Origin of the sequence: Bacillus cereus group sp. BfR-BA-01430, from assembly GCF_022663115.1 — a bacterium.
Lineage (GTDB): Bacteria > Bacillota > Bacilli > Bacillales > Bacillaceae_G > Bacillus_A > Bacillus_A cereus_BD.
The window spans coordinates 146972-162527 of the sequence record NZ_JAKUEW010000005.1; the positions used below are offsets into that span (position 1 = coordinate 146972).

Sequence of the window (15556 nt, forward strand, 5' to 3'; positions counted from 1 at the left end):
AAATATTTCATAAAATGAAAAGGATGGTATATAAACTATGAGTACTGTGAATGTCCAAATTGGATTACATGAATTACTGAACGGAAGCAATGCACAGATTCAACTAAGCGTTCCGCAGTTAGTGGAAAAAGTACTGATGAGAAATGAAGGAAAACTAACTTCTACAGGTGCTGTTTCTGCTTCAACAGGAAAATATACAGGACGTTCTCCTAAAGATAAATTTATCGTGAAAGAACCATCGGTTGCAAATAAAATTGCTTGGGGACCTGTAAATCAGCCGATTTCTGAAGATCGTTTTCATAAATTATATACAAAAGTATTAGAGTACTTAAAGGAAAAAGAAGAACTATTTGTATTTAAAGGATTCGCTGGCGCTGATCGTAACTATCGCCTACCAATTCAAGTTGTAAACGAATATGCATGGCACAATTTATTCGTTCATCAATTATTTATTCGTCCAACTGAAGAGGAATTAGCAAATCATAATGCACCATTCACAATTGTTTCTGCACCAAACTTTAAAGCAGATCCAGCGGTTGATGGCACAAACTCTGAAGCATTCATTATTGTTTCATTTGAAAAACGCATTGTGCTAATTGGTGGTACTGAATACGCTGGAGAAATGAAGAAATCGATTTTCTCGATCATGAACTTCTTACTTCCTGAACAAGATATTCTTTCTATGCATTGTTCTGCTAACGTAGGTGAAGAAGGCGACGTAGCATTATTCTTCGGTTTATCTGGAACAGGTAAAACAACTTTATCAGCTGATCCACATCGAAAATTAATTGGTGATGATGAACATGGATGGTCTGATAATGGCGTATTCAATATTGAAGGCGGTTGCTACGCAAAATGCATTAATCTTTCTCATGAAAAAGAACCACAAATCTTTGATGCTATTAAATTCGGATCCGTATTAGAAAATGTTATAGTTGACAATAAAACACGCGTTGCAGACTATAGCGATACAGCGTTAACTGAAAATACACGTGCTGCATATCCAATAGATGCGATTGATAATATCGTTCTACCAAGTGTTGCAGGACATCCAAATACTATTATTTTCTTAACTGCTGATGCATCTGGTGTATTACCACCAATCAGTAAGTTATCAAAAGAACAAGCTATGTATCATTTCTTAAGCGGTTACACTAGTAAACTAGCAGGAACTGAACGCGGTGTTACATCGCCGCAAGCTACATTCTCTACTTGCTTCGGTTCACCATTCTTACCGCTTGATGCGTCACGCTATGCAGAAATGCTTGGTGAAAAAATTGAAAAACACGATGCAAAAGTATTCTTAGTAAATACTGGTTGGACTGGCGGCGAATACGGCGTTGGAAAGCGTATGAATTTAGCTTATACTCGAGCAATGGTTCAAGCTGCATTAAACGGTGAACTTGATAAAGTAGAAACCGTAAAACATGACATCTTCGGTCTAGATGTTCCACTTCATGTACCAGGTGTACCTGATGAAGTATTAATGCCTGAACAAACATGGGCTGATCAAGCTGCTTATAAACAAAAAGCAATTGAACTTGCTAATCAATTTAAAGAAAACTTCAAGAAATTCGATAATGCCTCACAAGATATTATCAATCTTGGCGGTCCAACTGCTTAAGAATGACCCTTACTCATATGAATAAGTATGTTGTAATCCAAAATAAAGCTACGCGTACTCACCGACAAAACCCAATGCGACTTTATCGATTACACATACTTACAATAAAAAAGAAGCTTACGATAAAAAACGTAAGCTTCTTTCTTTATATGAAATCCTACCTTCAAAAACGAAACAGAGTGTCTCACTTCTTTTGGAGAAGGAATGTTTTATACTTATCATCTATTTCTACTCATCTTTCATGCTGTAATACCCTAAGTTAATGACAATTAAGATGTAACCACCCATAATCCCAACAGCAAACGCCCACATTACCATATGATGTTCGATTTCATACATAATCATCGCTCCAAGTATCGCTGCTGCAAATCGGTTAAACATTCCAAGGGACGGTGCCTTTGTTTTTTTTACGATGCTATCCCCAAGCTTTTCAATGCGTCTACCTAAAATCCAAACACAATACATACTAACTAATAGACCGATCCCCACACCTAAAAAATGTGCAGAAAATGGAGTCATTGTCCATCCTAGTAGCATAATACCTAGTAAATAATACATTTGAATTTTAAACGCCCTTAATGACATACGAATCATACTATGCTCCTTTACTGTTATTCCTTTCTATCTACATACCATCACATTTCATTTGTTATATTTACAAAAAACATAAACACTGTATTTATGTTTTTTAAATACTTTTTGAAAATAATATTATACAAGATTTCTACTGTTCGTCCTAAAGATTTTGTGACGTTTTTGCAAACATTTTTCTGTCCATTTCCCAAAAAGTTGATATCAATCTATAAACATATGGATATGATGTAGTAAGCACATAAATAAAGGGGGCGTCTGATGATCTATTTTTTAATGGCTCTTATTCATTTCATTGTTCCAGCACTTATTGGCCTTTCTTTATATTGGTACACAAAAAAGCACAGTATCTTCTATGCTGTTCTCGGTGTCCTTCTCCCTGGCATCATTCTTATCACATTATTTCGTATACCGTTTCTTCATTTAATTCCTCTTATTACTGCTATTCTTTTTCTCATATTTCTTCCCAAAATAAAAAAATAGGAAAGCAGATCACGATTGATCTGTTTTCCTATTTTGATATATGTTCTGATACGATTGACTGTGATTCTCTCTTTTCAAATTTCACAAACCATAATCCGAGAAAAATAATACATCCACCAATGATTTGCTGAATAGAAATATGCTCTTTCGCCCATAATGCTGCAAATAACACTGCCACAAGTGGAGTAATATACATATACACCATCGTATGGGATGCTCCGATTTTTTGAACTCCTATATACCACATCACCAAACCAAATACTGTTACAAAGAAAATAGAATATAAGAGCGCAAACCATGTCATTCCTTTTTCAATTTGAAATGGTAATAAAAAGACATGCCATCCACTCAGTAGACAAAGTGGAATCGCCCCAACAACCGCTGACCAAGCTGTTACACGTAGTGCTGTATATTTTTTTATAAGCGGTCCCGCTAATACTGGATAAAGCCCCCAACATATTGAAGTAATAATCCCAATCCCATTTCCATAGAACGAGTTGGCAAATGAATGCCCCGCTAGTAACACAAGTACTGTACCTGCACAAGCTATAATAGAACCGATTAATTTTTGAATGGAAAAATTCTCTTGTTTAAGCGAAATTGTAAATAGGGTTGTAAAAATAGGTGAAATAGAAATGAGTAAAGAAGCATTTGTTGCAGATGTGTATTTTACAGTTTCCATAAATAACGTTTGATACAGTATAATGCCAACAACACTGACAATAATGAGCCTCGGTATATCTCTTCTCTCTATATAGAGCGACTTTTCAATATAAAACGTAAGTAGTAATAACAGCGGCGCTGCTGCCATCATCCGAAGCGCTGTAAATTCAATCGCTGTAAATTCTAATAGCCCGTATTTCGCAATCGTATAATTAATGCCCCATATAACCACAACGCTAAAAATTAATAATTCAATTCCCCATCTTTTCATTCTGATCTCCCCCATAAGAATGATTATACAGAAATTTCAATCTGATTCACATTTCATTATCTAAAAAATCTCATAAAAAAAAGGAGCATACTTTTGCTCCCTCTTCAGTCATTACACTCGAATATGAAGTTTCATATTTGGATTATAAAATTGACTCGGGCTCTTTAATTGAAAATACTCACCCGATTCATGCAAATCAACAATCAATTTATCATCCATAAATACAAGCTTTGTATGATCTGCGATAAATTTTAATTTATTTGACGCAACATCTACATCGCGTTCCTCTTTTTCAGATACAGCTACTAAATCAATTATTCCACTCATTACACAGCCGCATCCTTCGTTATCATAAAATAACTTCATAAATTTCGTCTCGTTTGGAATCGTATCCACAATTTTTTTATAAGCTGTATCTGTTACAGTTACGTACATATTTATCCGTCCTATCTTTATATCTTTTAACATCCTTTTATTATTCTATTGGTAACTTCTTATAATCTCCTGTCCGACGTCTCAACGCTATACATTTTAAATCTATTTATCTGACTATTTTAGGGCAGTGAGATGATTTATAAAAACCTTACCTTTTTAAATTCATGCGGCTAACTTCATTCTCTCTTTTACTAAAAAGGCAAGGTTTTTATCCAATCCATTCTATGCTCAAATACAATTAAAAAATCAATTATTCCTGATTTGCAAAAATTCCTATTTCATAAAAATCTCGCTCTTGCAGAATAGGCGATACATGCACAATAGATTTTCCAGTTATATTTAACGGTACAGTTGTAATAATAAAGTCCACATCTATTCCTTCCATATCTCCTTGTAACACCCTTTTATTTTTCCCTTCTATAAACTCTAGTTGATCACTATACCGTTTATTAATACGGCTTTTCATATATTCTTCCCAGCTTTTTCCTTCTCCTGTAAGAAGTAACGCTTTTTTTCTATTTTTATTAGGCAATTTTCCTATTGCTGCGATTCTCATAGTTACTTTTGCAACTTCTTCATCAGGAATATCTGTTAGTTTCAATTGTTTCCCCCATTTTATATACGCTTTTTTTACTAAATCAAACGTTTCTTTATAGTTTTTCTTTATATATTTACACGTATCTTTTTCTGGGGCTTTTATTCTAGGAAGGAATTTTAATATATGAAATGTATTTCTACAATACTCAATCATTCCATATACAAAATCTTCATGGCTAGCTAAATCCATTTGTAATTCTTGCTCCAAAGTATCAATAAACTCTCTTACATAAACGTAAGCTTGTATTTTCCCTTCTTTATAAAGCATTAATTCTTCTTTTTTAGAATTTATTTCATTTTCACTTACATAACTCGATAATTTAATGATGATAGTTAACAATACTTGTTCTTCAATATGTAAAGGCCTGTTTCCATCTCTCTTTATAATGTGCTTCCCTTCAAATATTTTTTTGTAATATAAAGATTCAAGTGTATTTTTAATAACCCATTCACTAAATTGTACTTTATGCCCTCGATTCATTCGCTTAAAAAGAATTGCCATAATAAAGACTAATCTTCTTCGGTCGTTAGAATAAAATAGAATTCCTAGTTTCTCTTCAATATAGTCTACATAACTTAATAGCACTTCTTCTTTATATTCTGGAAAAGGCCATTCTTCTTCTATAAAAGCTTCTAAATAACGTTCAGAAAACATCAGTATAATTTGAAACTCATTCCCTATAATTTGTAACGGTTTCTTTTGCAAAGACAAGCCAAATTTCTTTATATACCTGGCAAGTCTTCTTAACACCGTATTCGTAGAAGAAATAGGCAGATATAAATTTTCTGATAAAGATGTAACTGTGCTTGAACTTTCTTCTAATAACTGCTGAAGAACTAAAAACGTTCGAGACTGTTTTAAAAGCTTCGAAATCACCTCAGAAATTGATTGATCTTGAGGTAAAGATAACTTTACACCTTTTCCTTTTTTAGAATGTATCGTTGCGCTTGTTGGTAATAAATCATTAATCACTACTATATCTTTTCGTATCGTTTTACTAGAACAAGTCAACCGTTTTTCCAATTCTAAAAGTGTGAACCACTTTTTTTCTTTCACAAGAATATTTAATAAGTTTATTTTGCGCTCAATTTCTTTTTCCATCGTTATCACCTTCAGTTATATTCTAAAGGAATTTTGGAATTTTTCCAAACTAGCTACAAAAACTTTATCAAAATATATACTCTAGCTTTTCACAAGCCATCTTCGCTCTGTTTATTTTTCATATATAATCAATTTCTTGAAATGCTTCACGAACTTATCGGATTTTTTCTTTTAAAGAACGAATCATTTTTCTTTTTGTTAAAGAAAGGTTTTTTATAGAAAAACATAGTACATTATACTCGCTTTTGCTGTCCCGCTCATTTTATGAATTGGTGGCAATCTACTTGCCTATCATCGTTTTTAGGTTGCTCCAGAGTTATAGTTTGATTCATATTTTACGAATAAGGATATCAATATTTTGTTATCGACACTACTTGGCATCATTCTCGTCATCTTTACATTTATCATATATAAAAAACAAAACGGCCCCCTCATACAAAGAGGTGCCGTTTTCTTTAATTGATTATTTTTCTTCGTTCATAACTCTTAACATACGATTTAAAAATGCTGCTGCTTCCGCGCGACTCGCTGTTCCTTTTGGCAAGAATTGATTTTGATCATTTCCTTTCACAATTCCTAATCCATATACACGTTGCAGCGCTTTTTTATCATAGGCTGCATCTTGGTCTATAAATGGAGCTTCTTTTAATACTCCAGTAATTCCTTTACTTTGCAAGGCACGATCTACCATAATGACTACTTCTTCACGCGTAATCGTATCGTTTGGGGCAAATATACCATTGCCTCGTCCATGAATGATACCAGCTGCTGCTGCTCGGTTTATGCCATCAACTAATGATGGATGAGCTAAACCAAGATCCTTAAAATTCGATGTTCCCTCTGGTAATTGTAATGCTCGCGCAATTAATGTTGCAAATTCTGCACGTGTTACAAGACGATCTGGCCAATACGAACCTTTTCCGTCTCCCGCCATAATGCCTTTTTTCGCAAGCTCACGAATTTCGTGTTCATACCATTTTCCAGAAATATCATCTTTTTTCTCATTTTGTGTGTTATCTATAACTTCGGGCTCGTCTTTCTTCTCTTTTTGCGTATTATCTATAACTTCAGGCTTGTCTTTCTTCTCTTTTTCTTTGTTATCTATAACTTCAGGCTTGTCTTTCTTTTCTTTTTCTTTGTTATCTATAACTTCAGGCTCGTCTTTCTTCTCTTTTTCTTTGCTATCTATAACTTCTAAATCTACATCTTGAGGATCTTGAAATCCTTTTGGTGTAATAATATATTGTTTCGTTGTTTGCTTATCTTGGGGCACCTTTTCATTGTTATGATATACATGCAATCTGCTAGGCTCACTATGGAACACTTCGACTATATCTCCATAGTTAAACTTTACATTTTGTATTTTATTAACGAATTCTTTCGCTTCCACTTGTCCGATTGTCGATACGGAAAGCTTTTCTTGTTTCGTATCTTTATCATATACTTTGAAAGAATAGTATGTTTCTGGAAAACGGTAATGAATCGTCTTAGTTACATCTGTCGTAATAGCTTTCAGTTGACGGTTAGCATGAGAAATACTGATAATTGCACTACTCCAATCACTCAATCCTTGAAAGACTATACTATCCCCATAAGTTACGTTTATAGGGACAATAACCGCATTCTTATTCCCCTCTTTATCAGCAATTTCGACAGTTGCAGTTACAGATGCTGAGTCAAATTCCCTCATATCTATACTTTTATTTCCAGTCAAATAAGTGTTAGGTGAAAGATTCGTAACAAGCTTTGTTACATCAATATCATCAATAGCTCCTAAATCAACTGTAGTTGGAACGGGTATTCCTCCCATTGGTACCTGGTACTTTGAGACTCTTTCTTCCACAACTGGCCGCAAATCTCTTCCTGTCCATATTTCTTTTTGCAGTTTCGGTAAAAGCTTCAGCTTATTTTTTGTTTCTTCTGATGGTATTAATCCCCATATTTCAAAGAAAGGCGTTAGATCACGATTGGCAACTTTAGATGCCATTGTCATAAACAATTGTTTTTTCTCTTCATCAGAACCATTCCCTAATTGTTCTACAGGCAATAAGCGATACATTTGATGCAACTTAGGATAGAAGTGCTCACCGAATGCTAAATCTAATTGCCAAAACATCGCTAGCTTCACAAAAAGACTATCAATTTCATCATAGTTTTTTTCTGATTGTGGTTTCATTAAATAAATAAATACATCGTCATATCTCTTTTCCTCTTCTAAGCGAGAAGGATTACCAAATGCTCTCTGAACTGCCATACTATAAATATTTACAGTAACCTCGGTTAAACCAGACCATTTCCATGTTTGTTGCCTTTGATGCCCTGCTTCATGCCACGGTCCCCATCCATCTTTTTCAAAGGCTTCTAAATCTAAGACATATTTCATAGCACCGGAAACATATCCCGTTCGATAGTTTGTTGCATACATCCAACCATCGTGTTTATTAAAATCTTCAACAAAATGAACATAGTGTGTATCAGCCTGCGCTACACCTGTATACTCCTCTGATACTCCAGATATTTTATCTTGAATTCGGATCGCTTCATCATGCTTACGCAATAACGGTGAAGGATCTTTTCCTCCTAAATATTTTTTAGCAGCTTTATATGTCACTGTGAATAAAGTTCTTTCTCCTTTTAATTCCACAGCATAAGCTTCAGGAAACTTCTCTAACATTTCGTCCCAATCTTCTTTCGTATGTTTTCCTAATTCAAAGTATGGGATACGTACTCCACCTTTTAATACCGTTACTTTTACCTCTCCTGTAGGATTAGGATTTGCAAGATATAAATTTCCACCTCTAAAAGAGCTAATCACATTTTTTCCAGGCTTTAAATCCCGTTTGACAGACTCCCCATCATAAGAATGCGTACCTAAATAAGCTTCAATATTTTGATTCCCTTCAACATGTATGACTACTTCTTCCCTTGGTTTCGCACATAAACCTGTTGGCTCAAATGGGCTGAATGCAAAGGCACGCTTATGCATATCTGCAAATTGATCGACATTTCCCTTTCCTTTCAAAAGAAAAGTTCGCTCTTCTAATGTTGTTTCTATATTTTCTACTGATTCTGCCGCAACTTTCGCTACCTCAAAGGTTCCGCTGATAAATGGAGCCCATAAAACGTTGAGTGCAATCAATGTTTTACAAGTCATTGCGACATAATTTTTTTTATTTGTCTTCATTCTTACTACCACTCCTCTTTATCTTGTTGTTTTCATACAGAAAGCTGTTTCTTTAAGAGAAGCTTATCATTGTTACATCTTCTCTAAAAAGAACAGGCTACACTTTATAAGTAAAATGTGTATTGTTATTACCAATAGAATCACGGTGTATGAGTGTAAAACTAGCAAACTCATTTTACACTCATACATCATCACGTCTAAAAAGATCCTTCTTTTTAGACGTGATGAGTTTGGATTGGTAGTTTCTAAATAAGAAATTTTCATCGGCAACAACACATACTTAAATGTTCTTTATTATTTTCTTATATAGGTACGATTTACACAATGCGAATAAGTTCCTTTAACAAAAGGAAATCTATACTTCTTTTCTTCTTTTTGTTTTATGTAGAATGACGTCAAAAAGAATTTAACCACTCTTATATAGAGATTCTCCCTTTCTTTTGCAAAAAAGCGAGCCTTTATACCGTTTTTTCTTTTGTCTCCATATCTACAACTTTCCTATTCATGCGTGACGTTAAAAAAGCAGATTGAAAGGTTCAATCTGCTTTTTTCATACTATTAAACTATTTATATGATAAATTTAAATTGTGTTTTTCTGTCCAATATTTTTGATTGCTATTATCAAACGAAAACTCAATCCATCCATTTGGATCTTCACGATAAATATTTACACTCAATCCAGTAGACAATCTACCCACTTTATTTTGTTCTGGAGTAATATTTTCACTTCTAATTTTACCATTGAATGGAAATGGTATTTGATAATACTGTGCTGATGATTTTACCGTAGCTTTTGTCCCAGCTGGATATGACTTATATGGAATTGTTGCTGGTAACGCATCAATATTTAATGTATTTGGATTTTTTGAAAGTCTTTTTGCATACATATAATCTTCTACCTTGAAAGGCTTAATACGCTCCATAATATTTGCAATTTTAGGAGCCCATCCTTTATCTGTTGCATACTTAACATTCATACCAGTTAACGTTGGACCATTATAATACATTCCTGTTTTTTCCAAATAACGCACACGTACATAATTTGCATTATAAGCAATACTTTCTCCATAACTTTGTAAATATTTCGCATTTCCAAATGGATCCCAATCATATGCACGTAATCCAAATAAGTTGTGTTTCCGATATGCAATTTCAGATTTTCCATAACCCGATTCTAAAATAGCATGTGCAGCTAAATATAATGCATTCACACCATGGTTATCTTGCGCCTCAATAAAGTCTTGTCCATGTCCTACTAATGGGCTATCAGGATGGTATTTTGCAATAAAGTTATCAATTTCTTTACCAGTAATATTGGAAGCTAATGTTAAATCTAACTCTACATATGATTTAGCAGTAATATTGTGCTTCGTATTTTCTTCTAGCTTTTTATCCATTACACGTAACATACGATTTAAAAATGCTGCTGCTTCCGCGCGACTCGCCGTTCCTTTTGGCAAGAATTGATTTCGATCATTCCCTTTCACAATTCCTAATCCATATACACGTTGCAGCGCTTTTTTATCATAGGCTGCATCTTGGTCTATAAATGGAGCTTCTTTTAATACTCCAGTAATTCCTTTACTTTGCAAGGCACGATCTACCATAATGACTACTTCTTCACGCGTAATCGTATCGTTTGGGGCAAATATACCATTGCCTCGTCCATGAATGATACCAGCTGCTGCTGCTCGGTTTATGCCATCAACTAATGATGGATGAGCTAAACCAAGATCCTTAAAATTCGATGTTCCCTCTGGTAATTGTAATGCTCGCGCAATTAATGTTGCAAATTCTGCACGTGTTACAAGACGATCTGGCCAATACGAACCTTTTCCGTCTCCCGCCATAATGCCTTTTTTCGCAAGCTCACGAATTTCGTGTTCATACCATTTTCCAGAAATATCATCTTTTCGGTGAATCTCTTCTTTATGTGAGATTGCAGCGGGCTTATTTTTTTCATAATAACTTTTCGCACCATTTAAAAAGGCTGGCCATGTACCACGCTCAATTATTTTTGCTGGACAATTTTTCCCATTCCAGTGTTGATGTTTCTTTACATTGTCTAACGGAATATTTAATTCGTGCATTAAATAAGCTGTCAATTTGCGGGCATTTTCTACCGCTTTATCATAATTCCCATCCTGATTTACAGCAATCTCAATCCCAATGGATTGTCTATTACCTGTTCCATTTGATGTATCTCCGGCATGCCAACCATTTTCATTTAACGGAAGGTGCTGATAAATCTCTTTGTCATCTACTGTAAAATGCCATGACGCACTACGACTTGTACTTCCCGTCGCTTGATTCATCAAATATTCAGCATGACTTTTTGCATTCGCACCGTCTCTTTTATTAGCAGTTTCATGAATTGTAATATAACGAGGGTCCATTGCATAACCCGGGCGAATGTCGGGATTTCCTTTTGGAACAATCCATTCAGTAAACTTCACACCATATATATTACTCACATTTAAGTTTGATGGCGCGTATCGAATAGAAGCATCTCCTTTATGGTTGACTGTAGATTGAATAAGGGAGGCCTTTGTTCCTTCAAATTTCGCAGATGACGAATGAATCCACTTTATCCCATTAGATGTTTGAATTTGAAACCATTCTCCAGCTTGTGTAATCGCCTCAACGGATTGAGGTTGTAAAACATCATTCTCTTTGAATGCATGAAATGGTGCTGAATATACAGATGTTACTTCTGTAATTTGTAATTTTTTTGTATCTTTCGGTAAAGAATATACTTCTCGTTCTTCAAGAACATTCTCTTTATTTTGTACCCAACCTTTTATAGAATCCGTTTCAATATAATACCAGTTTTCTTTTTTCTTAGTTGCTTTTACTACTTGTTGAGATACTTGATGTATAATTGGAGTATTTAAATCATAAGAAGAATATATAGGCATTTCTTTCGGAATATATACAAGAAAATCACCTTTTATTTCACCATTTTCTTCTATTTTTTCACCTTTTCCATCTTCATCTTTCATATGTTCCTCTATACTTTTTAGTGCCTGTATATCATAAGATGTTGCTTCACCTAATTGTTTTACAGGAGAAACTGAAGCTGCAAATGCAGGTGTTGCGGTCATTCCTCCCTGAAGTACTACTGTCATCGCTAAAACATTAAAAATCTTCTTTTTTATCATCATTGTTACACGAAATATGTTATTTATTTCGTGTTTGATACCCCCTTCTCTTAAATAACACATTATTTATTTATGAAACAAGAAATATATAATCATATATATTTCTTATAAAATGAAACTTAATCAGAGAAGGGTTTTCTTTATCCCCCTCTGACTGACGGATCTACTTCCACCTATCATCTTAAGGTGGAAGTCTTACTGCCTTAAAATAGCGGGATAAACGAAAACTATCTTTACACTATACTGCCTTTTTCTTAGAAGTGTCTTCATTTAAAATCCCTATAACTTTACATACTAAACTATCATTGATATCGTAGTAAACTTCTACTCCTTTTCTTTTTCCATATATTAATTGATGCATTCTTAATTTTGTTAAATGCTGTGATAGTGTCGATTGTGCCATATTAAGCTCTTTATAAATTTGCTTTCCATTTTTTGAATCACCCTTCATTAATAGATTCAATATTCTTAAACGATCCGGATGTGCCATAATTTTTAATTTATCTGCAAAATCCTCTAACTTATCTGCAAAACCTCTGTATTGTTCTAGATTTTTCATTATAACTATCATCCTTTCATCTTAATATACGATTAAAAAGTTCAAACAGATTAAAATTACCCTATAAATGTAAAATGAAACATATCATACGAAGTAGCTTTAGTCTTTATTAAAGCTACTAAGTATCAGTACAAGTAATATACTACAATTAATTATTTTATTTTCATATAATAAAAACTCCTTTTTACAAAGGGAATTTTATTATATTGCATTTGTAAAAAGGCAACAAAAAAAGGTTCCCTGTTCAATATCAGAATCATCTTCTGAAAATCGTCTATCTTCTTTTTTAATGTTCTTTACAAAAATTGAAATTCATAATTTAGAAAGGAAGTTCTTCATCTATCTTTTTATTACAAGTAAAAAACTTTTGTTTAAAATTCACATAATTCTCACAAATCACACGATACACTCTTCACAATTCAATTTATAATAAATGTATAAGTAATACTCCCTAATTGACTTAGCTTGTCTAGTTATACCCCCGTTCTGAATATACGAAAAAAGAACTTGTAGCTCGCTACAAGTTCTTTTTTTACGCATGTCATTTAAAAGATGATTTCTTTACTATATTGTTTGCCTATTAATAAGTCATACTGAATTAATTTATATTGTTCTAACATTTCCTTTTGTTTACTTGTTAATGTGTTAATATTTGTTCCATTTTGATTCACTTTTAATTCGTCCTTTAAAACTGGTATTTCTTTATATAACTTAGATAAAAATTGATAAAACGGTGGTTTCTTCAGCTCCGTATAATCAAACACAAGATTAGAAAAATAAACCGGACTAACTCGTCCTAAATTGTCATTTGGTAAGTTAAAGTTAGCATATAGTAATAACGGTGTTTCAGCCATTGCTAGCCGTTCCTTAACGGATGTTTCATTCTCAATATACCCAGCCTCTTTATAAAGGGATTTATTGGTTCCTAATGATGGGAGATGATCTCCGAAGAAGACTAATATAGTTGGTTTGCCCAACTTATCTAGTTCTTCTATTAAATATTGCAATGCTTCATCAGAACGTCGTATTCCTTCCGTATAGGTCTCTAATTCCGCTTTAGACGCATCCTCTGTTAAACCATGTATTTCCGTTCTATTTTCTCCAAATCTTCCTGGAGTAAATGGAAAATGATTTTGCATCGTTACAGCATGAATAAATGTAGGTTGTGTCCTACGCTTTAATTCCTCTATTATCTCTTTGCTCATGGATATGTCACTAATATAATCTCCGTCAATGTCTGTATATTTCATCGTATCTTCTGCATGAAATGTATCAAATCCTAACACATGATATACTGTATCTCGTTTAAAGAAATTCCGACCATAACTATGAATTGCCGTTGCATAATACCCCTCTTTCTTCAAACTACTTACAATAGACGGAATTTCATTTTGATTTGTAATGGCTTGTTGGTACGGTATCGATCCAGGCTTCAAAAAGCTCATCGAATAACTTGTCAATGCTTCAAATTCCGTATTCGCTGTATTTCCTCCAAATGTAGGAGAAATTGTTTGTCCTCCTGGAAAGCTCTCTATGTAATGATGTAAATGAGGGATTGGATCTTCACTAAATGATAAATTCATCAATTTCGTTGGATCCCAAAAAGCCTCACTCATAATATATATAACATTCGGCTTCTCCTTATTGTTTTGTTCCCCCATATTCTCTCCATACTTTTTCTTTATATCATTCGCAATTTGAACCATTTTCTCTTTGGAATACCCTTTTGGCTCTTCCATAACTGTTGTATCTAAATTACTTATAAAACCTAGTACAAAACCATTATTTGCATAATTTTCATTTTGATTCCATAAAATAAATTCTACGCCCCACTTTTGAAACAGTTTGCTCATAAATGTATCAGTATAATTACTGTACACATACAAAATAAAAATAGAAGCAACGATTCCAAAAAGCCTCATGCTAACATGTACTTTGACTGGTTCCATATGTTTTCGAATATATAAGAGCAATAGAATACTTAATACAATACAGATAACTCCTAGCAACACATATTTCCATTCTAAAGGTTCTAATACCATTGGAATGACGGACTTTAAATGGACAATTTGCGTAAAGTCAGCAGGATAAAGAGGTTCACCTCTAAACAAGTTTTTTAAGTAATTTACAATCGCAAACGTAATTAACGAACAACTTGTCAAAACAGTGCTCAAAAATAGGTTTCCAAGCAGGTGGTATACAAAAATATATATGGCATAAACAACAATTACACTCAATAGAAAATGTCCAATATGCCAATATATCCAACTAAATACATACAGTATATCAAAATTGCTTTGTATAGCTAAAAAAGCTAAACAAATTGTATGCGCTACCAAAAAGAGGTATCCATACAGTTGAATCATTTGCATGATTCCATTTCGTTCTTTATTTCTTGTACGTATGACATATAATAGCCCAATCCATAGACTAATCGTCACCATGGTGAAAGGAATTTTTTCATTCAAAAACTCCTTTCCTTTATCGAATTCAAAAAATTTTAAAGTCATAAATAGGAATGTTACCAATAATAATGCCCACATTCCGCTATGAATAATAGAAATCAATGTATTCGTATGCTTTCTCGGTTGCTGAAGTGAAAACTCATACTTCAATGTTCTCCCTCTTTTCTTACAATTGATTTCACCCCGCATCAGTAAGAACCATTCTCTTCATAATAAAATGTATTATATTTCAGGCTATGAGCCCGTACACTTTCTTCTATTATACACATGAAGTCTTCATCATACCCCAAAATTATCATTAGAATTTTTCATTTCACCGTTTTGTTTGCACAAATAAGTAAAGTATTTCATTTTATCCCACTATTTTAAGGCCGTAGCAGCTCGATTGATGAGGACTCATAATGGATGTAAGATAAATTCC

At 33.6% G+C, this 15556-nt stretch carries 10 protein-coding genes and 1 pseudogene; 2 read left to right on the forward strand and 9 right to left on the reverse strand.

From position 1 onward, the window contains the following. Positions 1 to 37: 37 nt before the first annotated feature. The gene (gene pckA, locus MR058_RS11930) at positions 38 to 1624 is read left to right on the forward strand and encodes a phosphoenolpyruvate carboxykinase (ATP) (protein ID WP_242144222.1); all 1587 of its coding nucleotides are present in this window, start codon (positions 38 to 40) and stop codon (positions 1622 to 1624) included. Between the two features lie 228 nt (positions 1625 to 1852). On the opposite strand, the gene MR058_RS11935 is transcribed toward pckA, so the two are convergent. Continuing rightward, entirely contained in the window at positions 1853 to 2218 is a 366-nt protein-coding gene (locus tag MR058_RS11935; protein ID WP_242144223.1) for an ATP synthase subunit I, read from the reverse strand. A 258-nt stretch (positions 2219 to 2476) separates the two neighbouring features. On the opposite strand from MR058_RS11935, the gene MR058_RS11940 reads away from it, so the two are divergent. After that, positions 2477 to 2698, forward strand: coding sequence for a hypothetical protein (locus MR058_RS11940; RefSeq protein WP_242144224.1), 222 nt, complete (start codon positions 2477 to 2479; stop codon positions 2696 to 2698). 28 nt (positions 2699 to 2726) lie between these two features. Here MR058_RS11940 and MR058_RS11945 read toward each other — a convergent pair whose 3' ends face one another. The 8 genes and pseudogenes from MR058_RS11945 to MR058_RS11975 all read right to left on the reverse strand — a co-directional run bounded on the left by MR058_RS11945 (position 2727) and on the right by MR058_RS11975 (position 15285). Continuing rightward, positions 2727 to 3632, reverse strand: a complete 906-nt coding sequence (locus MR058_RS11945) for a DMT family transporter (RefSeq protein WP_242144225.1) — start codon at positions 3630 to 3632, stop codon at positions 2727 to 2729. Between the two features lie 111 nt (positions 3633 to 3743). Next, positions 3744 to 4067, reverse strand: coding sequence for an iron-sulfur cluster biosynthesis family protein (locus tag MR058_RS11950; RefSeq protein ID WP_242144226.1), 324 nt, complete (start codon positions 4065 to 4067; stop codon positions 3744 to 3746). A gap of 250 nt (positions 4068 to 4317) precedes the next feature. After that, positions 4318 to 5766, reverse strand: coding sequence for a BglG family transcription antiterminator (locus MR058_RS11955; RefSeq protein ID WP_242144227.1), 1449 nt, complete (start codon positions 5764 to 5766; stop codon positions 4318 to 4320). Positions 5767 to 6229: 463 nt separating this feature from the next. Beyond that, complete coding sequence (locus MR058_RS11960; protein WP_242144228.1) at positions 6230 to 8950, reverse strand: M60 family metallopeptidase; 2721 nt, start codon at positions 8948 to 8950, stop codon at positions 6230 to 6232. Positions 8951 to 9513: 563 nt separating this feature from the next. Next, positions 9514 to 10359 carry an N-acetylglucosaminidase gene (locus MR058_RS23865; RefSeq protein WP_472927011.1) on the reverse strand — a complete coding sequence of 282 codons (846 nt, stop codon included), beginning with the start codon at positions 10357 to 10359 and terminating at the stop codon, positions 9514 to 9516. Then, positions 10336 to 12108: pseudogene (locus MR058_RS23870) on the reverse strand (S-layer homology domain-containing protein); the annotation flags it as partial. The pseudogene MR058_RS23870 and the gene MR058_RS23865, both read right to left, overlap by 24 nt. Positions 12109 to 12349: 241 nt before the next feature. After that, entirely contained in the window at positions 12350 to 12670 is a 321-nt protein-coding gene (locus tag MR058_RS11970) for an ArsR/SmtB family transcription factor (protein ID WP_242144229.1), read from the reverse strand. A gap of 545 nt (positions 12671 to 13215) precedes the next feature. Next, on the reverse strand, positions 13216 to 15285 hold the full coding sequence (locus MR058_RS11975) for an LTA synthase family protein (protein WP_242144230.1): 2070 nt from the start codon (positions 15283 to 15285) through the stop codon (positions 13216 to 13218). Between the last annotated feature and the right edge of the window lie 271 nt (positions 15286 to 15556).

Coding starts and splice junctions, on each gene's coding strand:
- MR058_RS11950 (WP_242144226.1), bottom strand. CDS start 4,067: ATGTACGTAACTGTAACAGATACAGCTTATAAAAAAATTGTGGATACG.
- MR058_RS11955 (WP_242144227.1), bottom strand. CDS start 5,766: ATGGAAAAAGAAATTGAGCGCAAAATAAACTTATTAAATATTCTTGTG.
- MR058_RS11960 (WP_242144228.1), bottom strand. CDS start 8,950: ATGAAGACAAATAAAAAAAATTATGTCGCAATGACTTGTAAAACATTG.
- MR058_RS11970 (WP_242144229.1), bottom strand. CDS start 12,670: ATGAAAAATCTAGAACAATACAGAGGTTTTGCAGATAAGTTAGAGGAT.
- pckA (WP_242144222.1), top strand. CDS start 38: ATGAGTACTGTGAATGTCCAAATTGGATTACATGAATTACTGAACGGA.
- MR058_RS11940 (WP_242144224.1), top strand. CDS start 2,477: ATGATCTATTTTTTAATGGCTCTTATTCATTTCATTGTTCCAGCACTT.
- MR058_RS23865 (WP_472927011.1), bottom strand. CDS start 10,359: ATGTTACGTGTAATGGATAAAAAGCTAGAAGAAAATACGAAGCACAAT.
- MR058_RS11945 (WP_242144225.1), bottom strand. CDS start 3,632: ATGAAAAGATGGGGAATTGAATTATTAATTTTTAGCGTTGTGGTTATA.
- MR058_RS11935 (WP_242144223.1), bottom strand. CDS start 2,218: ATGATTCGTATGTCATTAAGGGCGTTTAAAATTCAAATGTATTATTTA.